Annotated in this window: 24 protein-coding genes and 2 tRNA genes; 9 read left to right on the top strand and 17 right to left on the bottom strand. The window is 62.8% G+C overall.

Translation table 11 applies throughout. From position 1 onward, the window contains the following. From ACG97_RS13520 to ACG97_RS13505, 4 genes are all read right to left on the bottom strand, one after another. Window positions 1-416: ABC transporter ATP-binding protein (locus ACG97_RS13520; RefSeq protein WP_047967898.1), on the bottom strand; the 416-nt coding region annotated here is incomplete at its 3' end. Then, the gene (locus ACG97_RS13515; RefSeq protein WP_047967897.1) at window positions 409-1,656 is read right to left on the bottom strand and encodes a lipoprotein-releasing ABC transporter permease subunit; all 1,248 of its coding nucleotides are present in this window, start codon (window positions 1,654-1,656) and stop codon (window positions 409-411) included. The genes ACG97_RS13515 and ACG97_RS13520, both read right to left, overlap by 8 nt. A gap of 26 nt (window positions 1,657-1,682) precedes the next feature. Then, window positions 1,683-1,895: a hypothetical protein gene (locus ACG97_RS13510; RefSeq protein ID WP_047967896.1), complete on the bottom strand. Its 213-nt coding sequence runs from the start codon at window positions 1,893-1,895 to the stop codon at window positions 1,683-1,685. Window positions 1,896-1,990: 95 nt separating this feature from the next. Further along, window positions 1,991-2,773: a C40 family peptidase gene (locus ACG97_RS13505; RefSeq protein ID WP_047967895.1), complete on the bottom strand. Its 783-nt coding sequence runs from the start codon at window positions 2,771-2,773 to the stop codon at window positions 1,991-1,993. Window positions 2,774-2,857: 84 nt separating this feature from the next. Here ACG97_RS13505 and ACG97_RS13500 point away from each other — a divergent pair, with 84 nt between their 5' ends. Both ACG97_RS13500 and ACG97_RS13495 read left to right on the top strand, forming a co-directional pair. Next, window positions 2,858-4,516, top strand: a complete 1,659-nt coding sequence (locus tag ACG97_RS13500) for an AarF/UbiB family protein (RefSeq protein ID WP_342766780.1) — start codon at window positions 2,858-2,860, stop codon at window positions 4,514-4,516. A gap of 108 nt (window positions 4,517-4,624) precedes the next feature. Next, window positions 4,625-4,957, top strand: a complete 333-nt coding sequence (locus ACG97_RS13495; protein ID WP_047967893.1) for a DUF2325 domain-containing protein — start codon at window positions 4,625-4,627, stop codon at window positions 4,955-4,957. A 69-nt stretch (window positions 4,958-5,026) separates the two neighbouring features. On the opposite strand, the gene ACG97_RS13490 is transcribed toward ACG97_RS13495, so the two are convergent. The 13 genes from ACG97_RS13490 to ACG97_RS13430 form a co-directional block, all read right to left on the bottom strand. After that, window positions 5,027-6,826: a methyl-accepting chemotaxis protein gene (locus ACG97_RS13490; protein WP_047967892.1), complete on the bottom strand. Its 1,800-nt coding sequence runs from the start codon at window positions 6,824-6,826 to the stop codon at window positions 5,027-5,029. A 97-nt stretch (window positions 6,827-6,923) separates the two neighbouring features. Next, window positions 6,924-7,517: a methyltransferase domain-containing protein gene (locus ACG97_RS13485; RefSeq protein WP_238377339.1), complete on the bottom strand. Its 594-nt coding sequence runs from the start codon at window positions 7,515-7,517 to the stop codon at window positions 6,924-6,926. Between the two features lie 86 nt (window positions 7,518-7,603). Continuing rightward, on the bottom strand, window positions 7,604-8,008 hold the full coding sequence (locus ACG97_RS13480; protein ID WP_047967890.1) for a DUF1289 domain-containing protein: 405 nt from the start codon (window positions 8,006-8,008) through the stop codon (window positions 7,604-7,606). A 92-nt stretch (window positions 8,009-8,100) separates the two neighbouring features. Next, window positions 8,101-8,177, bottom strand: a tRNA-Pro gene (locus ACG97_RS13475). 28 nt (window positions 8,178-8,205) lie between these two features. Then, a complete protein-coding gene (locus ACG97_RS13470; protein WP_047967889.1) occupies window positions 8,206-8,553 on the bottom strand; it encodes a MerR family transcriptional regulator in 348 nt (115 codons plus the stop codon). Continuing rightward, window positions 8,534-8,836, bottom strand: coding sequence for an integration host factor subunit alpha (locus ACG97_RS13465; protein ID WP_047967888.1), 303 nt, complete (start codon window positions 8,834-8,836; stop codon window positions 8,534-8,536). The genes ACG97_RS13470 and ACG97_RS13465 overlap by 20 nt, the downstream gene beginning before the upstream one ends. Window positions 8,837-8,901: 65 nt before the next feature. Continuing rightward, on the bottom strand, window positions 8,902-11,262 hold the full coding sequence (pheT, locus tag ACG97_RS13460) for a phenylalanine--tRNA ligase subunit beta (protein ID WP_047967887.1): 2,361 nt from the start codon (window positions 11,260-11,262) through the stop codon (window positions 8,902-8,904). Window positions 11,263-11,280: 18 nt separating this feature from the next. After that, window positions 11,281-12,267, bottom strand: coding sequence for a phenylalanine--tRNA ligase subunit alpha (gene pheS / locus ACG97_RS13455; RefSeq protein ID WP_047967886.1), 987 nt, complete (start codon window positions 12,265-12,267; stop codon window positions 11,281-11,283). Window positions 12,268-12,383: 116 nt separating this feature from the next. After that, window positions 12,384-12,740, bottom strand: a complete 357-nt coding sequence (gene rplT, locus ACG97_RS13450) for a 50S ribosomal protein L20 (RefSeq protein ID WP_047967885.1) — start codon at window positions 12,738-12,740, stop codon at window positions 12,384-12,386. An 11-nt stretch (window positions 12,741-12,751) separates the two neighbouring features. Further along, complete coding sequence (gene rpmI / locus ACG97_RS13445) at window positions 12,752-12,949, bottom strand: 50S ribosomal protein L35 (protein ID WP_047967884.1); 198 nt, start codon at window positions 12,947-12,949, stop codon at window positions 12,752-12,754. Between the two features lie 153 nt (window positions 12,950-13,102). Next, the gene (infC, locus tag ACG97_RS13440; RefSeq protein ID WP_082133798.1) at window positions 13,103-13,627 is read right to left on the bottom strand and encodes a translation initiation factor IF-3; all 525 of its coding nucleotides are present in this window, start codon (window positions 13,625-13,627) and stop codon (window positions 13,103-13,105) included. Between the two features lie 35 nt (window positions 13,628-13,662). Further along, window positions 13,663-15,564, bottom strand: coding sequence for a threonine--tRNA ligase (gene thrS / locus ACG97_RS13435; protein WP_047967883.1), 1,902 nt, complete (start codon window positions 15,562-15,564; stop codon window positions 13,663-13,665). Between the two features lie 181 nt (window positions 15,565-15,745). Then, window positions 15,746-15,822, bottom strand: a tRNA-Val gene (locus ACG97_RS13430). Window positions 15,823-15,957: 135 nt separating this feature from the next. Between ACG97_RS13430 and tgt the strand changes: the two genes are divergently transcribed. The 7 genes from tgt to ACG97_RS13395 all read left to right on the top strand — a co-directional run bounded on the left by tgt (window position 15,958) and on the right by ACG97_RS13395 (window position 24,363). Beyond that, window positions 15,958-17,073 carry a tRNA guanosine(34) transglycosylase Tgt gene (gene tgt, locus ACG97_RS13425; RefSeq protein ID WP_047967882.1) on the top strand — a complete coding sequence of 372 codons (1,116 nt, stop codon included), beginning with the start codon at window positions 15,958-15,960 and terminating at the stop codon, window positions 17,071-17,073. A gap of 163 nt (window positions 17,074-17,236) precedes the next feature. Continuing rightward, window positions 17,237-17,539, top strand: coding sequence for a preprotein translocase subunit YajC (gene yajC / locus ACG97_RS13420; protein WP_047967881.1), 303 nt, complete (start codon window positions 17,237-17,239; stop codon window positions 17,537-17,539). Between the two features lie 45 nt (window positions 17,540-17,584). Further along, window positions 17,585-19,432 (top strand): protein translocase subunit SecD, encoded by a 1,848-nt coding sequence (gene secD, locus ACG97_RS13415; RefSeq protein WP_047967880.1) that lies wholly within the window; start codon window positions 17,585-17,587, stop codon window positions 19,430-19,432. A gap of 12 nt (window positions 19,433-19,444) precedes the next feature. After that, on the top strand, window positions 19,445-20,380 hold the full coding sequence (gene secF, locus ACG97_RS13410; protein WP_047967879.1) for a protein translocase subunit SecF: 936 nt from the start codon (window positions 19,445-19,447) through the stop codon (window positions 20,378-20,380). Window positions 20,381-20,468: 88 nt separating this feature from the next. Beyond that, complete coding sequence (locus ACG97_RS13405; RefSeq protein ID WP_202902783.1) at window positions 20,469-21,107, top strand: DedA family protein; 639 nt, start codon at window positions 20,469-20,471, stop codon at window positions 21,105-21,107. 108 nt (window positions 21,108-21,215) lie between these two features. Next, window positions 21,216-23,177 (top strand): DNA mismatch repair endonuclease MutL, encoded by a 1,962-nt coding sequence (gene mutL, locus ACG97_RS13400; protein ID WP_047967877.1) that lies wholly within the window; start codon window positions 21,216-21,218, stop codon window positions 23,175-23,177. A gap of 22 nt (window positions 23,178-23,199) precedes the next feature. Then, the gene (locus ACG97_RS13395) at window positions 23,200-24,363 is read left to right on the top strand and encodes a benzoate/H(+) symporter BenE family transporter (protein ID WP_047967876.1); all 1,164 of its coding nucleotides are present in this window, start codon (window positions 23,200-23,202) and stop codon (window positions 24,361-24,363) included. Window positions 24,364-24,466 lie beyond the last annotated feature (103 nt).

The following is a 24,466-nucleotide window of genomic DNA, read 5'->3' as shown; positions in this document are numbered from 1 at the left end:
TGCAGCCGCGCGCCGAGGCCGACGCGCGCCAGCATCGCCTGCGCCGCTGCCGCGGCTTCGTGGCGCGGCGTGCGCCGGATCAAGAGCGGCATCATCACGTTTTCCAGCGCGCTGAATTCCGGCAGCAGGTGGTGGAACTGGTAGACAAAGCCGAGGCTACGGTTGCGCAGCTCGCCCAGCTTCTGCTCGGACAGGCTGCCGATCGGCTGCCCCATCAGCAGCACCTCGCCGCTGGTCGGGCGGTCCAGCCCGCCCAGCAGGTGCAGCAGCGTGCTCTTGCCGGAGCCGGAGGCGCCGACGATGGCCAGGCGCTCGCCTTGCTGCACCGACAGGTTGATACCGGCGAGCACGCTGACGTCGAGCTCGCCTTCGCGGTAGATACGCCCCAGATCGCGGCAGGACAGGACTTCACTCATAACGCAGTGCCTCCGCCGGGCGGGTACGCGCCGCGCGCCAGCTTGGATACAGCGTTGCCAGCAGCGACAACACCAGGGAAATGACGGCAATGGTGACCACGTCCGACAGCTGCACCTCGGACGGCAGGTAGTCGATCAGGTATACCTCGCTGGACAGCAGGCGCATGCCGAGCACGCTTTCGATCGCCGGCAGGATCACGTCCAGGTTGAAGGCCAGCAGCAGGCCGCCGGCAACGCCACTGAGGGTGCCGAGCACGCCGGCCACCGAGCCCTGGATCATGAAAATCTGCATGATGCTGGCCGGGCTGGCGCCCAGGGTGCGCAGGATGGCGATGTCGGCCTGCTTGTCGGTGACCACCATCACCAGCGTCGACACCAGGTTGAACGCCGCCACCGCCACGATCAGCGTCAGGATGATGAACATCATGCGTTTCTCGATCTGCACCGCGCGGAAGTAGTTGCTGTTCATGTCGGTCCAGTCGCTGGCCACCTGGTTGGCCGCCAGCTGGCCATTCAGCGCCGCCTTGACCTGCGGCGCCTGCAGCGGGTCGTCCAGCTTCAGGCGCACGCCGGATACGTCCTGCCCCATGCGGAACAGCACCTGCGCGTCGCGCAGGTGGATCATCGCCAGCGACGAGTCGTACTCGAACATGCCGATCTTGAACACGCCAGTGACGGTGAACTGCTTCAGGCGCGGCATCATGCCGGCGGGGGTGACATTGCCCTGCGGCGTGATCAGCGTCACCTTGTCGCCCACCTCTACCCCCAGCGCCCGCGCCAGCTCGTAACCGAGCAGAATGCCGAACTTGCCCGGCTGCAGGTCGGTCAGCTTGCCGCGCTGCATCTGCTGGCCGAGGTCGATGACCTTGTCTTCCTGCTGTGGCACGATGCCGCGCACCATGGCGCCGCGGACCGAGCCACCGCTGGACAACAGGCCCTGGGCATTGACGTAGGGCGCGGCGGCCAGCACGTGCGGCTGCTGCGTCAGGTTTGCGGCCAACGTTGGCCAGCCGGCGACGCGGCCGTCGTAGCTGCCGACCTCGACGTGCGACACCACCGACAGCATGCGGCCGCGAATCTCTTGCTGGAAGCCGTTCATCACCGACAGCACCACGATCAGCGCGGCCACCCCCAGCGCGATGCCCAGCACCGACATCAGCGAGATGAAGGAAATAAAACCGTTACGACGCCGCGCGCGCAGGTAGCGCAGCCCGACAAACATCTCGAAAGGAAAAGACATCGATACCTTGCTCAGAATTGGGGGGCTCAGGATTGGTAGGGGTTTTCCAGGCGCTGCATCATGTCCACCAGGAACGCGCGCACCTGCTGTTCATCGCAGCCCATCAGGATGGCGTCCTCGAACGCGTCCTGCGCCATCTGGCCCAGTTCCTGCAGATTTTCCGTCATCACCTTGATCTTCTCGGTGCAGGACACCACGCTGCCGTCCGGGGCATACCAGGTGGGAAGTTGCAAACTCATGACTGTTTTACCTTGCTGAAAAAGCCTGCAGCCCGCAATCCGGGCTGCAAGCTAAAAGGGGATGGATAGTCGCCATCCCGAAATGTTCCGTCCGTTCAGTCCGGTTTTTTCTTTTTGCGCGGGTTCTGCTCGCTTTTCTTGCGGCTGGCGGTCTTGCGCTCCGCTTCCTGCTCGCGCGCCGCCTTACGCCGTTCGGCGCGGGTACTGCTCCTGCCCTTCTTCTCCGCTACCGGCTTGTCGGCCGATTTCTTGTCGGTAGTTTTTTTCTCGGCCACTTTCTTCTCGGCCAGCTTTTTCTCCGCTGGCGGCCTGTCGTTCGCCACGCGCGCCGTCACCGGCTCTTTCCACTCGCTACCGCCACGGTTCACCCGCCGGGCGCCGTTGAAGCGCTGCGACCAGTAGCTGTTGGCCATGTTGACCACCTCCACCGACTTGCCGGTGCGGGGCGAATGGATGAACTTGTTGCCGCCCAGATAGAGGCCGACGTGGGAATACTGGAAACCGCGCGTGTTGTAAAACACCAGGTCACCCGGCGCCAGCTCGTCGCGCTCGATCACGCGACCGGCGCGCGCCATCTCGGCCGAAGTGCGCGGCAGGTTGACGCGCAGGGACTTGCGGAATACGTACTGGATGAAACCGGAACAGTCGAGGCCGGTTTCCGGACTGCTGCCGCCAAAACGGTAGGCCACGCCCATCAGGCTCATCGCCTGCAGCAGCAGGTCACCCACGGCTTCTTCGCCAGGCGCGGCAAACTGGGCAATCGGATCGGCGAAAATACCCAGATTCGGCTTATTGCCCACCCCGGATTCCGGTTCGGCATGGGCAAACGACATAAATCCGGCCAAAATGATGGCAAACAGGTGAAGATGCAATTTCATAGGCTTGCACTGTAACGAAGCGAACCGGCACTGTAAAGCCGTCATAACGGGTCAGAAAAAATGCTCAGAGAAACATTGATAGCCATGCGCGACTTGCCCCGCCTGCGCGAAATCAGCGCGGTGCTGTTCAAGCACGGACTGGGTGAATTCGTGCAGCGCTTGCGGCTGCCGGCGGCGGTGGAAAAGGCCGGCGAGTGGTTCAACCTGCGTCTGCCGGACAGCGCCGACGCCATCCCCGCCCCCATCCGCGTCCGTCTCGCCTTCGAGGAACTGGGCCCTACCTTCATCAAGCTGGGCCAGATCCTGTCTACCCGCGTCGACCTGTTCGCGCCGGAATGGATCAATGAATTCGAAAAGCTGCAAAATACCGTGCCGCCGATACCGGAGGCACTGCTGGCGCCCTACCTGCAACAAGTGCTGGGAGAGGCGCCGGAGACACTGTTCGCCCGCTTCGACATGGTGCCGATCGGTTCGGCCTCCATCGCACAGGTGCACCGCGCCACGCTGCACGACGGCAGCGAGGTGGTGGTCAAGCTGCGCCGCCCCGGCATCGTGCAGAAAGTCGACGCCGACTTACGCATCCTGGAGCATCTGGCCCATCTGATCGAGCTGGAGTTCCCCGACGCGCGCCGTTTCATGCCGTCCGACATCGTGGCGCAGTTTGCCCGCTCACTGAAGCGCGAGCTGGATCTGGCCGCCGAAGCCCGCAATATGGAGCGCTTTGCCCGCGACTTTGCCGAGGATCCCTATATCCGCATTCCCAAGGTGTACTGGGAGTACACCCGTGCCGACGTCAACGTGCAGGACTTCATCGACGGTTTCAGTGCCTCACCGGTCAGCGCGCTGCCGACGGCAGGGCTGGATCCGTCGCTGCTGGCGCGACGTGGCGCCGACGCGGTGCTGAAGATGATCCTGCTCAACGGCTATTTCCACGCCGACCCGCACCCCGGCAACGTCATCTTCCTGCCGGAAGACCGCATCGCCTTCATCGACTTCGGCATGGTTGGCCGCCTGTCGCACCGTCGCCGCGACGAGATCGTCGACCTGCTGGCGGCGATGGCGCAGCGCGACGAGCACGCAATGATGGGGGTACTGATAGGCTGGACCGGCAGCGTGCCGGTGGACGAGGAACAGTTTGCCGAGGACATCGGCGAGATTTTCTTCCAGTACGATCACGTGGTGCTGAAAGACCTCAACATGTCGCAGCTGATCAACGACCTGATGGCGCTGATCCGCAACCACGGCATCCTGCTGCCAGCGGACATGGCGATGCTGTTCAAGGCGCTGATCACGCTGGAGGGGCTGGGCCGGCAGCTGGAGCCGCAATTCCAGCTGGTGGAACACCTCACCCCGTTCGTGCGCAAGCTGATCATCGAACGCTACCGTCCGGAGGCACTACTCAAGCGCGGCCGCGAAACGCTGAGCGACGGCTTCGCCATGCTGGCCAGCCTGCCGCGCGACATCATCCGCATCGGCCGCGACATCAAGCACGGCAAGTTCCGCATCAATCTCGACCTGAAGCGGCTGGAGCAGTTCGGTCACCAGCTGGACAAGAGCGTCAACCGGCTGACGATGGGCATCGTCACCGGCTGCCTGATCATCGGCTCCTCGATCGTGATGACGGTGGATGGCGGCCCGACACTGTTCGGCCTGCCGCTGTTCGGCTTTCTCGGCTTCATGGTGGCGTTCTTCAACAGCCTGTGGCTGATCTGGTCGATCTGGCTGGCCGGCAAGGAGTTCTAGGCTACTGCTTTGGCATAAATGCAACGTTGGCGCCGACCATGCAACTTTGAGTTGCATTTGCAAATGAGAATAAATATCATTGTTAAAAATACAGTGAAAGGTCTCATCATGAATGCAATGCTGGTCGGCGCCGATACACTGGGCAATATTCCTGGCGTACTGGACAACTTCGGTATTTCCATCAACAAGCACCTCAGCGGGCGCAACAGCTCGCACCAGCGCAAGGTGGATCGCCTGCCGGCAGGCACCGACCTGCTGATCCTGTTCACCGATTTCCTCGGCCACAACGTGATGAAGCATTTCCGCCAGCTGGCCAACGAGGAGAACATCCGTTTCATCGCCTGCCGTCGCTCGGTGTGCTCGCTGAAGCAGTCGCTGGAGTGTGTCGGCCTGTCCGAGCGCTGCGCCAGCTGTCCCAATGCCTGCCACCGCAAGCACTAGGCCCGGAACACGCAGCCAAACAAAACGCCCGGATCGTCACGATCCGGGCGTTTTGTCATGGGCAGTGTGTCAGTCCGCCTGCAGCAGCGCCGACGGGTCGAAACCGACGCGGATCGCGCCCCAGTGCCGGCCAGCCAGCCGGATCGGCAACGCAATCTCCGACAGGATCTCGCCGGTGTCGCGCATATAGGTCTGCAACAGGAAGGGCTGGGTGTTCTTCGCCGACTTGATGCCGGTCGGATCGTTGAAGATGCGCTTGTCGCGGCTGCCGACCAGATCCTGCTGCAGGTCGCCGGTCAACGGCTTGGAATAGAAGCTGTTGTGCGTCGGCGCATAGCCGTTGGTATCGACCAGCAGGCAGAAACGGCCGCCATTGGTCTTTTGCACCACCTGGTCGTAGATCTTCTGCAATGCCGGTGCCAACTTGTCGTCGTAGGCGGTATGGAATTTCGCCGGATTGGAGCCGGGAATCGGCTGGTAGCGCTGGTCAAAGATGTTGAGGCCCTCGCCCTGCGCCCGCTCCAGCATTTCCGCCAGGTTATCGCGGGCGTGCCGGGCAACGCCGATCACCGCATCCAGCTCGCCCTCACCGATCACGAAGCGCGACACCAGCTCCTGCACCTGCTCCGCCGCCACCGACAGCTTCACCGACACGTCTTCCGACTGCGCCAGGTGCGTGGACACCACCGTGCTCAGGCCGTGGATTTCCGAGACATTGCGGTTGACCTGCAGGTTGGTGCCGGCAAACAGCTCCATGGTGCCGGCGATTTCGGTCAGGCCGCTGGCCATGTTTTCAAAATCGCTCATCATGCGGCCGAAGTGCTGCGAGGAACGATTGACCACGTCCAGCGCCTGCGCGGTATCGGTATTGATGCGCGCGGTCGCCTCCTGAGTGTGCGACACCAGATTGAGCATGCCGTCGATATTGCCGGAGATTTCCTCGGTCGCTACCCGCACCCGCTCCGCCAGCTTGCGCACCTCGTCGGCCACCACCGCAAAACCGCGACCGGATTCGCCGGCGCGTGCCGCCTCGATCGCCGCATTCAGCGCCAGCAGGTTGGTCTGTTCCGAGATGTCCTTGATCAGGTCGACGATGGTCTTGATGCTGGCCGAGCGGTTGTTCAGCTCCACCACGGTGGTGTTGAAGGCACCGACGCGGCCGCTGATCTCGCCTATCCGCGTTGCGGCGTCCTGCAACTCGGCGTAGGACTCGCGCGCCATCGCCAGGTTGCCGACAGTGGTGGTGGAAATCGACTGCGTTTCGGCCGACACCTGGTTGATGCCGGCGGTGGTCTTGTCGCTGGAGTCACGCACCTGGCTGGCCAGCTCCGCCTGCTGCTTGGCGCTGCTCAGCGATTCGCCGATGTTCTTGCGCGTGCGGGTGGAATCCATCGCGATGCGGATGGTCATGATGCGCACATTGCTGATGATCTCGCGCATCTTCTTCAGGAATTCGTTATAGGACAGCGACAGGTCGCGGATCTCGTCGTAGGTGATGGTCGGGATCTCGCGTGACAGGTCGCCCTCGCCGGCACCGATCTCGCGGAAGATGGCGATGATCATCTGCAATGGCCGCACGATCAGGAAGCGCAGATACCAGACCATGAAGGCGATGAACACCAGCGACACGCACCAGATGGCAAACGACCAGATCATGGTCTTGTCCAGCAGCGAGAAGATCTGCTGGCGGATCGGCTCGGTCAGCTCCTGGCCGCCGACCAGCTGGCGGATGTCGTCCAGTGCCAGGTAAACGTAGGCAATCAGGATCAATTGAAACAGGCTGATGAAGAAAAAGCTGCACAGTTTCTTGGTCAGCGAGTTCCAGAACGATTTTTCCATCAGGTAATAAGTCCGCCAGAACCAATTCATCCTTCATGTCTCCTGTTGCTAGCACGCGTGCCTATCTGCACTTATTGTCGGTCGTTTTTACACTGTTTCTGTAGAAAAATACAGCGGCCATCTTAAATCAAATGACCGTCGTCAAGTGTGCATCGGATCGCTGCCAGCACAGCCAATACTCGTCCGGCGCGAACACCGGCAAGGAGCCGCTCACCGGGGTTTGCTGGTGCAGGGTGAACCAGGGCTGGAACAGTGCCTGCAGCTGGGTCAGCGCAGCACCGAAGGGCGGACCTTTCAAGGTTGGCCGCAAGAAGAAGTAGCCGGCGAGATAACCGCCCGGCTTCACCAGCCGCGCCATTTTTTCGGCATAGGCCGGCCAGCGCGGTGGCGGCAACGCGCACAGGAAGGCGCGCTCGTACACCCAGTCCCAGCTGCCGTCGACCTCGTCACTGAAAAAATCGGCCTGCCGCACCAGTGACGCCAGCGGTCCGAGCTGCTCCCGCGCCCGCGCCACCGCCTCGGCGCTGAAGTCGATCGCGGCCACCTGTAAGCCCTGGCGCTGCAGGTAGGCGACCTCGTAGCCGCTGCCGCAACCGGGCAGCAACACCGAATGCGCCAGCGGCAGCAGCGTCTGCACCAGCGCGGCGAACCCGGCCGGCAGCTGACCGCTCTCCCACGGTGTCACCTGCTGCTGGTAACGGCTGTCCCAGAATGAACTCAAGCTGCTGTCCTGCGCCATGCGGCATCCCCCTGCTCCCGATCGAGTCGCTATCTTGCCGCCGATCGGCAGGCGAAGACAAGGAACGCTCAGTTCAACGGCGCGCAGTCGACATCAAACAGGCAGTCCCAGAACAGGCGCAGCCAGTCATCGCGGTATACCGGCAGCAGATAGCTGCGGCCGTCGTGGGTCAGCAGCGGCACATAGCCGCGACCCTGCCGTTGCTGCGGCCAACCCAGGGTGACCAGCAGCGACGGCGTCAGCGCCAGCGTGGCCTGCTGCTGCGCCGGCTGGATCGCCTGCAGCCGGCCACCGCTCTGCATCGCCATCTGCAGCCAGACCTTGCGCCGTGACAGCTGCGCCTGGATGGCGGCACGCTGGCCATCATCAAGCGCCAGCCAGTTGGAGACCTCGGCAAAACTCCGGCCGCAGCCGAAGCAGACCTCGTCGCCAACGGCGGTGGAGCAGACTCCGATACACGGCGTGGCGATCATGATGGCGGCTCCCGGTGACTGAGACGGAGAAAGCGATATTGAGAACAAATGATAAAGGCCACTTGCAAGCAAGTGGCCTTCGAATGATTTTTTGGTCGGAGTGAAAGGATTCGAACCTTCGACCCCTTGCACCCCATGCAAGTGCGCTACCGGGCTGCGCCACACTCCGACTCAAGGCAAAAATTATAAACAGTTATTCAGTCTTTGCCAAGGCTCAGATCCAGCCAGTCCAGGATGGCCTGCAGCTCCTTGCGCACTTCGCCGGCGGTGGCCGGTGCCGGCTGATCGCCTTCCAGGCGCTGACGGGCGCCATGCAGCGTAAAACCGTCGTCGTAGAGCAGGGAACGGATGCGACGTACCAGCAAGACCTCGCGGTGCTGGTAGTAGCGACGGTTGCCGCGGCGCTTGACGTTGCGCAGCTCGGAAAACTCCTGCTCCCAATAGCGCAGTACATGCTGCTTGACGCCGGTCAGCTCGCTGACTTCACCGATGGTGAAATAGCGTTTGGCCGGAATGGCAGGAAGCTCAGCCTTGGGTATTTGCATGATGTTGTTCAACCATTCCCTTGAGTTTCTGACTTGCATGGAAAGTTACCACGCGTCGGGCGGTGATGGGAATCTCTTCGCCGGTTTTCGGGTTACGCCCCGGGCGCTGCGGCTTGTCGCGCAACTGGAAATTACCGAAACCGGACAGTTTGACGCTGGTGCCCGTTTCCAGGGTGGAGCGGATTTCTTCAAAGAACGACTCCACCATGTCCTTGGCTTCGCGCTTGTTCAGGCCCACCTTGTCGAACAACAGATCGGCCAACTCGGCTTTGGTCAAAGTCATGACAATTCCTCACTACAACATCAGATAAAACGCCACCCGCTATGCGGGTGGCCAACAGGGATGGATCAGGCGCGCAGTACGGCACCGGCCGCTTCGGCGGCCGCCAGCATTGCGGCCACCGCTTGCTCGACTTCATCGTCGACCAAGGTGCGGTCGGCCGCCTGCAGCACGATGCGGAATGCGAGGCTCTTCTTGCCCTCGTCCACGCCCTTGCCGCGGTAGAGATCGAACAGCGCCAGCTCGCGCACGAATTCGGGCGCCACCGCCAGCATCGCCTGCTGCAGCGTGGCGGCGCTCACCTCTTCCGCCACCACCAGCGCCAAGTCACGGCGTACCGGCTGGAACTTGCTGACCGGCGCCAGCTTGACGCGGCCAACCTGCTCGGCCGCTTCGACCGCCAGCTCGAACAGGACCGGCGCGTTGCTCAGGCCGTAGGCCTGTACCCACTGCGGGTGCAGCTCGCCCAGCACGCCGACCACGGCGCCGTCCAGCAGCACTTCGGCACAGCGGCCGGGGTGGAAAGCCGGATGGGCGGCCTTGCGGTATTCGGCGACGCGCGGATACAGCAGCGCCTCGACGTCGGCCTTGATGTCGTAGAAATCGACGCGCTCGGCCTTGCTGCCCCACTGCTCGTCGACACGGCTGCCGTGCGCCAGACCGGCGACCACTTCCGGCTGCTGCACGCTACCGTCGGCTTGTTTGTGGAACACGCGGGCGATCTCGAACACGCGCACGCGGCTGTGCTTGCGGTTAAGGTTGGCCGCAAGGGTATCCACCAGACCGCCGATCAGGCTGGAGCGCATCACGCTCATCTGGCTGGCAATCGGGTTGATCAGGCGTACCGGGTTGGTATTGCCGGCGAAATCGCGCTCCCACTTCTCTTCCACGAAGGCGTAGCTGACGATTTCCTGGAAATCACGGCCGGCCAGCAGGCGGCGTACTTCGCTGCGCACGCGCAGGCCTTCCGGCTGCGGCAGCATGGTTTGCGCGGCGACCGGGGCATTGGCCGGGATATTGTCGTAGCCGTAGACGCGGGCGATTTCCTCGATCAGGTCTTCCTCGATCGCGATATCGAAGCGGAAGCTCGGCGCGCTGACCACAAAACCATCGGCATTCTGCTCGAACGACAAGCCGAGGCGAGTGAAGATGGTGGCAATCTCGTCTGCGCCCAAGGTGATGCCCAGTACCTTGGCAACGCGAGCGGTACGCACCGCCACACTGGCGCGTGCCGGCAGCGCCGACACAGTTTCGGTCAGCGGGCCGGGCTCACCACCGCAGATCTCCAGCACCAGCGCGGTGGCGCGCTCGATGGCTTCGGTCTGCAGCGCGAAATCCACGCCACGCTCGTAGCGGTAGCTGGAGTCGGAACCGAAACCCAGTGCACGCGCCTTGCCGGCGATGGCTTCCGGCTGGAAGAAGGCACTTTCCAGGAAGATGTCGCGGCTGGCGGTGGTCACGCCACTGTCGAGACCGCCCATGATGCCGGCGATGGCCAGCGGCTTGGCGGCATCGGCGATCACCATCAGCTCCGGCGTCAGCTCGATTTCTTTTTCGTTCAGGCACACCAGCTTCTCTCCGGCCTCAGCCATGCGCACGGTGATGCCGCCATCGATCTTGTCCAGATCAAACGCGTGCATCGGCTGGCCCTGCTCCAGCAGGATGTAGTTGGTGATGTCGACGATGGCGGAGATGGAACGCAGGCCGGAACGCTCCAGGCGGCGCTTCATCCAGTCCGGCGTCGGCGCGGCGGCGTTGACGTTCTTCAGCACGCGGCCAACGTAGCGGCCGCACGGTGTGCCATCAGCGATGCCGACCGCCAGCTTGCTATCGGTTTGCGGCGCCACGGCGGCGATGTCCCAGGCCGTCAGCGGGCTGCCGGTCAGTGCCGCCACTTCGCGGGCGATGCCACGGATGGACAGGCAGTCGGCACGGTTCGGCGTGATTTTCAGCGTGAACAGGCTGTCATCCAGACCCAGATAGTCGCGGATGTTGTGGCCTACCGGCGCGTCGGCCGGCAGCAGCATCAGGCCGTCGACCTCGTCCGGCACACCCAGCTCCTTGCCGGAGCACAACATGCCACCGGATTCCACGCCGCGCATCTTGGTCGGTTTGATCCGGAAATCGCCCGGCAGGATGGCGCCTGGCAGCGCGCAGGGTACTTTCACGCCCACGGCCACGTTCGGCGCACCGCACACGATCTGAACCAGCTCGCCGGTACCCACGTCGACCTTGGTCACACGCAGGCGGTCGGCGTTTTCGTGCTTTTCACATTCTTTCACTTCGCCAATCACCACGCCGCTGAAAGCGGGGGCGGCGGCGTTGACTTCTTCCACTTCCAGGCCAGCCATGGTCAGCAGGTAGGACAGCTGGTCGGTGCTCAGCGACGGGTTAACGCGGCTGCGCAGCCATTGTTCGGAAAATTGCATGATGAGTCTCCGTCGCGATCAGTTGAATTGATTCAGGAACGTCAGATCGTTCTCGAAGAACAAGCGCAGGTCGTTCACGCCGTAACGCAGCATGGCAAAGCGGTCGAGGCCGATGCCGAAGGCAAAGCCGGTGTATTTTTCCGGGTCGATGCCGACATTGCGCAGCACGTTCGGGTGCACCATGCCGCTACCGCCGACTTCCAGCCAGCGACCCTGCTCGTCCAGCACGTCGATCTCGGCCGAGGTCTCGGTGAACGGGAAGAAGGATGGACGGAAGCGCACCTGCATGTCGTCACGTTCGAAGAAGCGGCGCAGGAACTCGGTGATGGTGGCTTTCAGGTCGGCGAAGCTCACGTTCTGGTCGATCCACAGGCCTTCCATCTGGTGGAACATCGGCGAGTGGGTGGCGTCGGAATCCACGCGGTACACGCGGCCCGGGGCCACGATCTTGATCGGCGGCTGGTTATCCAGCATGTAGCGCACCTGGATCGGGCTGGTATGGGTACGCAGCACGTCGCCGCCTTCGACATAGAAGGTGTCCTGCATCGCACGCGCCGGGTGGTTTTCCGGAATATTCAGCGCCTGGAAGTTGTGGAAATCGCTTTCGATTTCCGGGCCGTCGGCCACTTCAAAGCCCATGGTGGCAAACAGGCCGGTGATGCGCTCCAGTGTCAGCGTCACCGGGTGCAGCCCGGCCGGCGAGATGCCACGGCCAGGCAGGGTCACATCCAGCGACTCTGCGGCCAACTGTGCGGCCAGCTTGGCGGCATTGAAGCCATCGCGCACTTCGTTATGACGGGTCTCGAACGCCAGCTTGGCGGCGTTGATGGTTGCGCCGGCACTCTTGCGCTCTTCGGGCGACAGTTTGCCCAGCTGCTTCAGCAGCTCGGTCAGGGCACCGCTTTTACCAAGATAGCGGGCCTTGACCTGTTCCAGTTCAACGAGATCGGCAGCAGCATCGAGTGCCGCCAGACCTTCCTTGAGAATCACGTCAACATTGCTCATGGGTCGCACCAGTATGCGTAAGAAAACTGACCGGAACGGGGCGCGCTCGAGTCAGCCATCTTGGGGAAGATCGAAAAAAAAGGGAGGCATCAGCCTCCCTTTTTAGTATCCAGCGCTTAAGCGAGGGCGGCTTTTGCTTTTTCAACGATTTGAGCAAATGCCGGCTTATCGAACACGGCCAGATCGGCCAGGACCTTACGGTCGATTTCGATCAGCGCTTTCTTCAGGCCGTTCATGAACTTGCTGTATGGCAGGCCGTTTTCACGCGAAGCGGCGTTGATACGAGCAATCCACAGTTGACGGAACTGACGCTTTTTCTGGCGACGGTCGCGATAGGCGTACTGACCGGCTTTCATCACCGCCTGTTTGGCGATGCGATAGACGTTCTTCCGGCGGCCGCGATAGCCTTTCGCCAGAGCTAAGATTTTCTTGTGACGAGCACGTGCGGTTACACCGCGTTTTACGCGTGGCATGAATTATCTCCTTAAGCGTAGGGCATCATTTTGCGAACGGAAGCCATGTTGGTGCTATCTACCATGGCAGTACCGCGCAATTGACGTTTGGTTTTGGTGGTTTTCTTGGTCAGGATATGACGCTTGAACGCCATAGAGCGCTTGACACCACCGTTGCCCAATACTTTGAGACGCTTCTTCGCGCTCGACTTGGTTTTCATTTTCGGCATGGAATGCTCCTGCTGAATTTTCGTTAGATTAGACCCAGGGTGGCCAAAGGCACTTAAAACCACTGCGTCACGCTTTTGCTGCAGGCCGTTACCGGCCTACAAAATCAACACGGCAGGCGAGCCTGCCGTGAAGAAGTCGATGATTATACCCGATTATTTCTTTTTCGGGGCAATCATCATGACCATTTGGCGGCCTTCCAGTCGCGGGAACTGCTCGACCGTACCCACTTCCGCCAAATCGGCTTCCACGCGCTTGAGCAGCGCGAGACCGATATCCTGGTGAGCCATCTCACGACCACGGAAACGCAGGGTTACCTTGGCTTTGTCACCTTCAGTGAGGAAGCGGATCAGGTTACGCAGCTTGACGTTGTAGTCGCCATCGTCAGTACCCGGACGGAACTTGATTTCCTTGATCTGGATCTGCTTCTGCTTCTGCTTCGCTTCGTGGCGCTTCTTGGACTGCTCGTACTTGTACTTGCCGTAGTCCATCAGCTTGACCACCGGCGGCTGGGCCGTCGGCGAAATCTCCACCAGATCAACGTCGCGTTCCTCCGCCAGCGCCAGACCTTCACGCAGACTGACGATACCGAGCTGCTCGCCTTCTTCTCCTACCAGACGGATCTCGCGGGCGGTAATTTCGCCATTGATCCGTGGTTCGCGTTCCTGAGCTATAGCCAATACTCCTGTAGTTTAGTGATCGTACCCGTAGGCACTCAGACCTGCGCCATCGCGGCTTGCAGGTGGTCGGCAAAGGCTTGCAGAGTCATCTGACCCAGATCCTCGCCGCGAGCACGTACGGCCACCAGCCCGCCCTCTTTTTCCTTGTCGCCGATGACGACCTGGTAAGGGAGCTTCTGCAGGCTGTGCTCGCGGATTTTATAGCCGATCTTTTCGTTTCTCAAGTCAAGATCGACTTTGTAACCCAGTTTACGCAAACTGGTTGCCACATCCGCAGCATAATCGGCCTGTGCGCTGGTGATATTCATCACCACCATCTGCACCGGTGCCAGCCACAGCGGGAAAACACCGGCGTGGTTTTCGATCAGGATACCGATGAAGCGCTCCAGCGAACCCAGAATCGCGCGGTGCAGCATCACCGGACGGGCACGGCCGTTATCCTCGGTGACATACTCGGCACCGAGACGCTCCGGCAACACGTAGTCCAGCTGCAGGGTACCGCACTGCCAGGAACGGCCCAGCGCGTCCTTGATGTGATACTCGATCTTCGGACCGTAGAACGCGCCCTCGCCCGGCAGCTCTTCCCACTCCACGCCACAGGCACGCAGCGCCTCGCGCAGACCCTCTTCGGCACGATCCCAAGTTTCCAGCGTGCCAGCGTACTTTTCCGGACGCAACGACAGCTTGATCGCCACCTTGTCGAAACCGAAGCGCTTGTACACCGCCATGGTCAGCTCGTTGAAGGCACGCGCCTCTTCGATGATCTGCTCTTCGGTACAGAAAATGTGGGCATCGTCCTGCACGAAGCCGCGTACACGCATGATGCCGTGCAGCGCGCCGGACGGCTCGTTGCGGTGACAGGCACCGAATTCGGCCAGCCTCATCGGCAGGTCGCGGTAGGAACGCAACCCCTGGTTGAACACCTGCACGTGGCCCGGGCAATTCATCGGCTTCACCGCGTAGTCGCGCTTTTCCGACTCGGTGGTGAACATGCCTTCACGGTAGTTTTCCCAGTGGCCGGACTTTTCCCACAGCACGCGATCCATCACCATCGGGGTGCGGATTTCCTGGTAGCCGGCTTCGGTCAGTGTCTTGCGCATGTACTGTTCGATGCTCTGCCACAGCGCCCAGCCTTTCGGGTGCCAGAACACCATGCCCGGCGCCTCGTCCTGCAGGTGGAACAGGTCCAGCTGGCGACCGAGCTTGCGATGGTCGCGCTTTTCCGCCTCTTCCAGCATGAAAAGGTACTGCTCCAAGTCTTCCTTCTTCTGCCAGGCGGTGCCATAGATACGCTGCAGCATCTCGTTGTTGCTGTCGCCGCGCCAGTAGGCACCGGCCACCTTCATCAGCTTGAACACTTTCAGCTTGCCGGTGGATGGCACGTGCGGGCCACGACACAGGTCGGTGAACTCGCCTTCGCGGTACAGGCTCAGCACCTCACCCTGCGGAATGGACTCAATGATCTCGGCCTTGTACGCCTCGCCGATGCTCTTGAAGTAGGCAATCGCCTCGTCACGCGGCAGCTCGTAGCGCTCGACCGGGATGTCCTTCTTCGCCAACTCGGTCATCTTCTTCTCGATCGCCACCAGGTCTTCCGGCGTGAACGGACGCTTGTAGGCGAAATCGTAGTAAAAGCCGTTTTCGATCTCCGGCCCGATGGTGACCTGCGCCTCCGGGAACAGCTCTTTCACCGCATACGCCAGCAGGTGGGCGGTGGAGTGACGGATGATGGACAGACCGTCCGCGTCTTTCTCGGTAATGATGGCCAGATCAACGTTGGCCGCAATCAGATAGGAAGTGTCAACCAGTTGGCCGTCCACGCGACCAGCCAGCGCCGCGCGCGCAAGACCGGTACCGATGGACGCAGCCACTTCGTGCACCGTTACCGGCTTGTCGAAGGAACGGATGGAACCGTCGGGCAGGCGAATGTCAGGCATAGCAACTCCAGCTTTAAAGTGAAGGTGGACGACAAAAATCCAAAAAAAAAGTGCGGCTTGAGCCGCACTTTTTGGTTTGCTTGGAGTATTCCTTTAATTTTAAAGGCACCCCGTATGGCTCGGTTTTATCGCGAGATACGGGTGGTGGTAGTTCTGAACATTTAATACTCCAAACTGAATTTGGTAGGCACGATCGGATTCGAACCAACGACCCCCACCATGTCAAGGTGGTGCTCTAACCAACTGAGCTACGTGCCTGCAATCAAGGCTGCCGATATTACCAACCGGCGCCGGCAAATGCAAGCCATTTGCGCGCAAAGCTCACACGCCAGCCGCACGCGGGGTGTATACTGCGCGGCTAAATTTCCGATTCCAGCCATTATTATCAAGCACATGCTGAAGTTTACCCTGCACAAGACATCGGGTGGCGCCCGCCGCGGCACCCTAGAACTGAACCACGGCAAGGTCGAGACCCCGGTGTTCCAGCCGGTGGGCACATACGGCTCGGTGAAGGCGATGAGCCCGCACGAGCTGCACGACATCAAGGCCCAGATCATTCTCGGCAATACCTTCCACCTGTGGCTGCGCCCCGGCCTCGACATCATCGAGAAGTTCGGCGGCCTGCACCAGTTCATCGGCTGGGACAAGCCTATCCTCACCGACTCCGGCGGCTTCCAGGTATTCAGCCTCGGCGCGCTGAACAAGATCACCGAGGAAGGCGTCACCTTCCAGAGCCCGGTCAACGGCGACAAGCTGTTCCTGTCGCCGGAAAAGTCGATGGAAATCCAGAAGGTGCTCAACTCCGACATCGTGATGATCTTCGACGAGTGCACCCCGGGTCAGGTCGACCACGCCACCGCCGCCAAATCCATGCGCATGAGCCTGCGCTGGGCCGAGCGTTCGCGCCGCGCCTTCGACGAGCTGAAAAACCCCAACGCGCTGTTCGGCATCGTGCAGGGCAACCTGTACAAGGACCTGCGCCAGGAATCGCTGGATGGCCTGATACAGATCGGTTTTGACGGCATCGCCATCGGCGGCCTGTCGGTGGGTGAGCCGAAGCCGGAAATGTACCGCATGCTGACCGAACTCAAGGACATGCTGCCGGCGGAAAAGCCGCACTACCTGATGGGCGTCGGCACCCCGGAAGACCTGGTGCACGGCGTCGCCAACGGCATCGACATGTTCGACTGCGTGATGCCGACGCGCAATGCGCGCAACGGCTGGCTGTTCACGCAGTGGGGCGACCTGAAGATCAAGAACGCGCGCTACAAGGATGACAAGAAGCCGCTGGACGAACAGTGCGAGTGCTACGCCTGCCGCCACTTCAGCCGCGCCTACCTGCACCACCTGCATCGCACCGGCGAGATTCTCGGCGCCCGCCTCAATACCATCCACAACCTGCACTACTATCAGGTACTGATGCAGGAAATGCGCGACGCCATCGACGCCGACCGCTTTGAAGACTGGAAAGCCGGCTTCCACGAGCGCCGCGCCCGCGGCGTGAACTGACGCGGCCAACTGCTGTCAGTGTAATGTCGTGCCACGCGCCGTCATGCCGCTTGCAAAAGCGGCATCTCGGCACAATGGTTGGAAATCAGCCGCAGCGTGGCTACAATCGGCCACTTGCACACGTAATACCCGCATTCATCCTAAAACAAGGGAGACTCAATCGATGTTCAATACTTCCGCGGCCGGCGGCCTCGACCTGATGGGCTTTTTGCCCATGATCGTGATTTTCGTTTTGTTCTGGTTCCTGCTGATCCGTCCGCAACAGAAGAAAATGAAAGAACACCAGAAGATGCTGTCCGAAATCAACAAGGGTGACGAAGTGGCAACTCAAGGTGGCATCGTTGGCCGCGTGACCAAGGCCGGTGACCAGTACCTGGCGATCGAGATTGCCAACGGCGTGGAAATCAATATCCAGCGTGGCGCCGTTGCCGCCAAGCTGGAAAAAGGCACCATCAAGTCCCTGTAATCCCAATGGGCCGCCCTGGCGGCCCTTTTTCCTGTTACCGCCTCCATGAACCGCTTCCCGATCTGGAAATACCTCGTCATTGCGGTAGTGCTGATTGTCTCGACAATCTACACCCTGCCCAATTTCTTTGGCGAAACCCCTGCCGTGCAAATCTCCAGCACCCGCCAATCGGCCACCGTCGATACGGCACTGATGGCGCGGGTGGAGACCGTACTGCAGCAACAGGGCATCAAGCCTGCCGGCCTGTTCCTTGACGGCAACAGCCTGAAAGTGCGCTTCAACGATCCCGATACGCAGATCAAGGCGCGCGACATCATCCAGCAAGCGCTGGGCGACACCTACATCATCGCGTTGAACCTGCTGGCGGCCTCGCCGGAATGGCTGAGCAAGCTGCACGCCAACCCGATGTTCCTTGGCCTCGACCTGCGCGGCGGCGTGCACTTCCTGCTGGAAGTCGACATGCAGGCCGCGGTGGACAAGACCATGGAACGCTACGCCGGCGACATCCGCCGCGAGCTGAAAACCGCCAAGATCCGCTACGGCGCCATCAAGCGCACCGGCAACACCGCGCTGGAAGTACAGCTGCGTGACCAGGAAACGCTGAACGCCGCCGCCGACAAGCTGGCGCGCAGCCTGCCGTCGCTGACCTTCAGTAGCGACGACCAGCTGTTCCGCCTCAGCCTCGCGCTGAAGCCGGAAGAGATCACCCGCATCCAGAGCGATGCCGTGTCGCAGAACATCACCACCCTGCACAACCGTGTCAACGAGCTGGGCGTCGCCGAACCGGTGATCCAGCAAGCCGGCCCGAGCCGCATCGTGGTGCAGCTGCCAGGGGTGCAGGACACCGCCAAGGCCAAGGACATCCTCGGCCGTACCGCCACGCTGCAGGTGCGCATGGTGGAAGACGATCCGTCGCGCGTGGCCGAAGCGATGGCCGGCAACGTGCCGACCGGCTACGAGCTGCTGGACGAAGCCAGCTCGCAGGGCATCCAGAAGATCCTGCTGAAGAAGGATGTCGAGCTGACCGGCGACAACATCAACTCGGCCCAGCCCGGCTTTGACCAGAATGGCGGCGCCTCGGTGGACATCGGCCTCGACAGCACCGGCGCCGAGATTTTCCGCAGCCTGACCGCGGAAAACATCGGCAAGCGCATGGCGATGGTGCTGGTCGAGAAGAACAAGAGCGAAGTGGTGACCGCGCCGGTGATCCGCAGTGAAATCGGCGGTGGCCGCGTGCAGATCTCCGGCAGCATGAACCCGGCCGAAGCCAACGACGTGGCCCTGCTACTGCGCGCCGGCTCGCTGGCGGCCCCGATGAACATCATCGAGGAACGCACCATCGGCCCGAGCCTGGGCAAGGAAAACATCGAGAAGGGCTTCAGCGCCACGCTGTGGGGCTTTGCCGCCATCGCCGTGTTCATGGTGCTGTACTACCGCGTGTTCGGCCTGATCTCGGTCGCCTCGCTCGGCGTCAACCTGTTCATGCTGATCGCGCTGCTGTCGATGCTGCAGGCGACGCTGACACTGCCGGGCATCGCCGCGATCGCGCTGACGCTGGGCATGGCCATCGACGCCAACGTGCTGATCAACGAACGCATCCGCGAAGAACTGCGCAACGGCGTGCCGCCGCAGTCGGCGATCCAGGCCGGTTACGCCCACGCCTGGGCCACCATCCTCGATTCGAACGTGACCACGCTGATCGCCGGTATCGCGCTGCTGGTGTTCGGCTCCGGCCCGGTACGCGGCTTTGCCGTGGTGCACTGCCTCGGCATCCTGACCTCGATGTTCTCCGCGGTGCTGGTATCGCGCGGCATCGTCAACCTGTGGTACGGCCGTCGCCGCCGCCTGACTGCCGTGTCCATCGGCCAGGTGTGGAAGCCGGAAACCAAGTAAGGATCAAGAAACATGGAGTTTTTCCGCATCAAACGGGACATCCCGTTCATGAGCTACGGCAAGCTCACCACCGCGATCTCGCTGGTGACCTTCATCCTGGCTGTGTTCTTCCTGTTCAGCAAAGGGCTGAACCTGTCGGTGGAATTCACCGGCGGCACGGTGATGGAAGTGCAGTACCAGCAGCCGGCCAACCTCGCCGACATCCGCCATCGCGTGGAAACGCTGAAAGTGGGCGAAGTGCAGGTGCAGAGCCTGGGCACCAGCCGCGACGTGCTGATCCGCCTGCCGAGCAAGGAAGGCACCAGTTCCGCCAAGCTGTCGGAACAGGTGATGAGCCTGCTCAAGACCGGGGACGCCGGCGTGCAGCTGCGCAAGGTCGAGTTCGTCGGCCCCAGCGTGGGCGAGGAACTGGTCAGCCACGGCCTGACCGCGATCCTGCTGGTCTGCCTCGGCATCGTGATCTACCTCGCGCTGCGCTTCGAGTGGCGGCTGGCGGTGTCGGCGATCATCGCCAACATGCACGACGTGGTGATCATCATCGGCTGCTTCGCGCTGTTCCAGTGGGAATTCAGCCTGACGGTACTGGCCGGCGTGCTGGCGGTGCTGGGCTACTCGGTCAACGAATCGGTGGTGGTGTTCGACCGGATCCGCGAGAACTTCCGCAAGCCGGGCATGCGCGGTCGCAGCACCGCGGAAGTGATCGACAACGCGATCACCTCCACCATCAGCCGCACCATGATCACCCACGGCTCCACCGAGACGGTGGTGCTGGCGATGCTGCTGTTCGGTGGCCCGGCGCTGCACGGCTTTGCCATGGCGCTGACCATCGGCATCGTGTTCGGCATCTACTCCTCGGTGCTGGTCGCCAGCCCGCTGGCGCTGGCGCTGGGCGTCAAGCGCGAGCACATGATCAAGATCGTGAAGCCGAAAGAAGAAGCGGTGGTCTGACGCGTCGCGCACCGCACCTGAGCAAGGTTGGCCGCAGGCAATGCGGCCAACCTTTTTTGACTTTTACCTGCCCCGAGTCGCCATGGAACTGATCGCTTTTCTGCTCGATTTCATCCTGCACATCGACGTGCACCTGACCCAGCTGGTCGCCAGCTACGGGCCGTGGATCTACCTGATCCTGTTCCTGATCGTGTTCTGCGAAACCGGGCTGGTGGTGACGCCGTTCCTGCCCGGCGATTCGCTGCTGTTCGTCGCCGGCGCCCTCGCCGCGATGGGCGAGATGAACGTGCAGCTGCTGGTAGTGCTGCTGATCGTGGCCGCCATCCTCGGCGACGGCGTCAACTACGCCATCGGCAAACATGTCGGCATGCGGTTGTTTGCCCGCTTTCCGCGGCTGCTGAAACCGCAATACCTGGACAAGACCCACGCCTTCTACGAGCGCCACGGCGGCAAGACCATCATCTTCGCCCGCTTCGTGCCGATCGTGCGCACCTTCGCCCCCTTCGTCGCCGGCATCGGGCGCATGGATTACCGCCACTTCCTCAGCTACAACGTGATCGGTGCCGTGCTGTGGGTGGCCGGTTTCAGCTACGCCGGCTACTTCTTCGGCAACCTGCCCTTCGTGCGCAAGAACCTGGAATACCTGATCTTCGGCATCATCATCGTGTCGATGCTGCCGGGCATCATCGAAGTGATCCGCCACCGCCGCGCCGCCGGCAAGGCGTGATTTTTTCCTGCCACAGCCAACACGGCAACAAGCCCGCCCGCCCCACACGGCTGAGCCGATCTTGCGGCTGCTTGCCGTGGCTGCTGTGGCAAACAAGGTTTTGACACCATGAAACGCATCCAGAAACTGCCCGACCACCTCGTCAACCAGATCGCCGCCGGCGAGGTGGTGGAGCGACCGGCGTCGGCGCTGAAGGAAATCCTGGAAAACAGCCTCGACGCCGGCGCCGACCGCATCAGCGTCGACCTGGCGCAGGGCGGCATCAAGCTGATCCGCGTCACCGACAACGGGGGCGGCATCGCCGCCGCCGACCTGGCGCTGGCGCTGGACCGCCACGCCACCAGCAAGATCGGCAGCCTCGACGACCTGGAAAACGTCGCCACCCTCGGCTTTCGCGGCGAGGGGCTGGCCAGCGTCGCCTCGGTGTCGCGGCTGACGCTGACCAGCCGCCCGCACGACGCCGAGCACGCGCACCAGATCGTCGCCATCGACGGCACGCTGCACCCGGTGGAGCCGGCCGCGCACGCACCCGGCACCAGCGTCGAAATCGTCGACCTCTATTTCAACACCCCGGCGCGGCGCAAATTCCTGAAGAGCGAGAACACCGAGTACGCGCACTGCGAGGCCACCTTCGAGCGCATCGCGCTGGCGCACCCGCAGGTCGAGTTCATCCTGCGCCACAACGGCAAGGTGGTGTGGCGCCTGCCGCAGCAGAGCCTGGCCGAACGCGTCGGCGCGTTGCTGGGCAAGGACTTCGTCGAGGCCTCGCTGCCGATCGACACCGGCACCGCCGGGCTGACGCTGAGCGGCTTTGTCGCCAGCCCGACCTACTCCAAGGCCAGCCGCGACGCGCAGTACTTCTACGTCAACGGCCGCTTCGTGCGCGACAAGATCGCGCAGCACGCGCTGCGCCAGGCCTACCGCGATGTGCTGCACCACGACCGCCACCCGGCCTACGCGCTGTTCTTCACGCTGGACCCGGCCAACGTCGACGTCAACGTGCACCCGACCAAGATCGAGGTGCGCTTCCGCGAAAGCCAGGGCATCCACCAGTTCCTGTTCCACAGCATCCACAAGGCGCTGGCCAGTACCACAGCCGGCGCCAGCCCGGCGGTGACGCTGGACGATGGCCAGCCGGCAGGCAATGACAACGCCGTTGCGGCCAACGTTGGCCGCAACGAGGACACGCTCGCCGCCTTCGACACCGCGGCCGCCGCCGCGCGCGCCGGCGACAGCCCGCAGCGGATGCCGTTCCAGCAGCCGCGCTACGAACAGCAGGCGATGCCGCTGCACATGGCACGTGAGGCGATCGGCGGCTACCAGCGCCAGTTTGCCGGCCTGCGCGAGGAGGAACGCGGCCTGACACCGGCCGTCACCGACACGCCGGCCAGCAACCCAACGGCCGTCAGCCCGCCGATCGGCAGCACCCTGGCCGCGCCGCTGACGGCGGCCAAGCTTGCCGCCCTGCCCGACGCCAGCGACGGCATCCCGCCGCTCGGTTTCGCACTGGCGCAGCTGCACGGCGTGTACATCCTCAGCCAGTGCGAGGACGGCCTGATCGTGGTCGACATGCACGCCGCGCACGAGCGCATCGTCTACGAACGGCTGAAAAATGCACTGGAAGAAGACACGATCCCGATGCAGCCCCTGCTGCTGCCGGTGTCGTTCGCCGCCGACCGCTTCGAGGTCGCCACCGCGCACGAGCACGGCGCCGAGATGCAGCGCCTCGGCATCGAACTGGCGCCGCTGTCGCCGACGCAGATCGCGGTACGCGGCGTGCCGGTATGGCTGCAAGACGGCAACCCGGTGGAGCTGGCGCGCGCGGTGCTGAAGGACGTGCGCGAGATCGGCCTCAGCCAGGTGCTGACCGAGCGCCGCAACGAGCTCTTGGCGACCATGGCCTGCCACGGCGCGGTGCGCGCCAACCGCCAGCTGACGCTGACCGAGATGAACGCGCTGCTGCGCGACATGGAGGCCACCGAACGCTCCGGCCAGTGCAATCACGGTCGGCCAACGTGGTCGCGCTTGTCGATGCGCGATCTGGACAATCTTTTCATGCGCGGCCGCTAAGGCGCGCGCTCACGGAGTCCCCATGCTGCAACGTCGCGATCTGCCCGCCCTCAGTGCCGGCTTTGTCACCGTCCTCGTCGGCTACACCAGCTCGGCGGCCATCATCTTCGAGGCGGCACGCAGCGCCGGCGCCAGCCAGGCGATGATCGCCTCGTGGCTGATGGCGCTGGGCATCGCGATGGGCATCACCTGCATCGGGCTGTCGCTGCGCTACAAGGTGCCGGTGGTGACCGCGTGGTCGACGCCGGGCGCGGCGCTCCTGATCACCTCGCTCTCCGGCGTCAGCATGCCGGAGGCCATCGGCGCCTTCGTGTTCTCGGCGGCGCTGATCGTGCTCGCCGGCGTCACCGGCTGGTTCGAGAAGGCGCTAAACCGCATCCCGCTGCCGATGGCGGCGGCGATGCTGGCCGGCATTCTGGTCAAGTTCGGCATCAACGTGTTCGGCGCGATGCAGACCGAGCTCGCGCTGGTGCTGGCGATGTTCGTCGCCTACCTGCTGGCCAAGCGCCTGCTGCCGCGCTACGCCATCGTGCTGGTGCTGCTGCTCGGCTGCGCCATCGCCGCGACACAGGGCCTGCTGCAGCTGGGCGAGGTCACGCTGACGCTGGCCACGCCGCTGTGGACCACGCCGCAGTTCAACCCCGGCGTGCTGCTGGGCGTCGGCCTGCCGCTGTTCATGGTCACCATGGCGTCGCAGAACATCCCCGGGGTCGCCACCCTGCACGCCAACGGCTACCGGCCGCCGATCTCGGCGCTGATGACCGGCACCGGAGTGGTCAACCTGCTGCTGGCGCCGTTCGGCTGCTTCGCGGTGAATCTGGCGGCGATCACCGCCGCGCTGTGCATGGGCAAGGACGCGCACGAAGACCCGGCGCGACGCTATCTGGCCAGCGTGGCGGCGGGCGCGTTCTATCTGCTGCTGGGGATTTTCGGCGCCACCGTCGGCGCGCTGTTCGCGGCGTTTCCCAAGGCACTGGTGCTGGCCATCGCCGGGCTGGCGCTGTTCGGCACCATCGCCGGCGGCCTCGCCACCGCGATGAAGGACGACGCGATGCGCGAGCCGGCGCTGATCACCTTCCTGATTACCGCCTCCGGCGTGTCGCTGGCCGGCATCGGCTCCGCGTTCTGGGGGCTGGCGGGCGGCGTACTGGCGCTGCTGATCCTCAACGCGCGGCGCAAGGCCTGAGCCGCTAGCGCCTCAAGTGCGGGACAGGGCGAACACGGTGGGGGAAACGGTGTTGGCCCGGCGGCTCGCCCACATGCCGAAGCCGTTTGCAACGCCGGATCGC

The organism is Vogesella sp. EB, from assembly GCF_001037925.1.
Classification (GTDB): Bacteria; Pseudomonadota; Gammaproteobacteria; order Burkholderiales; family Chromobacteriaceae; genus Vogesella; species Vogesella indigofera.
This window is presented reverse-complemented; position numbering and strand designations above follow the sequence as displayed.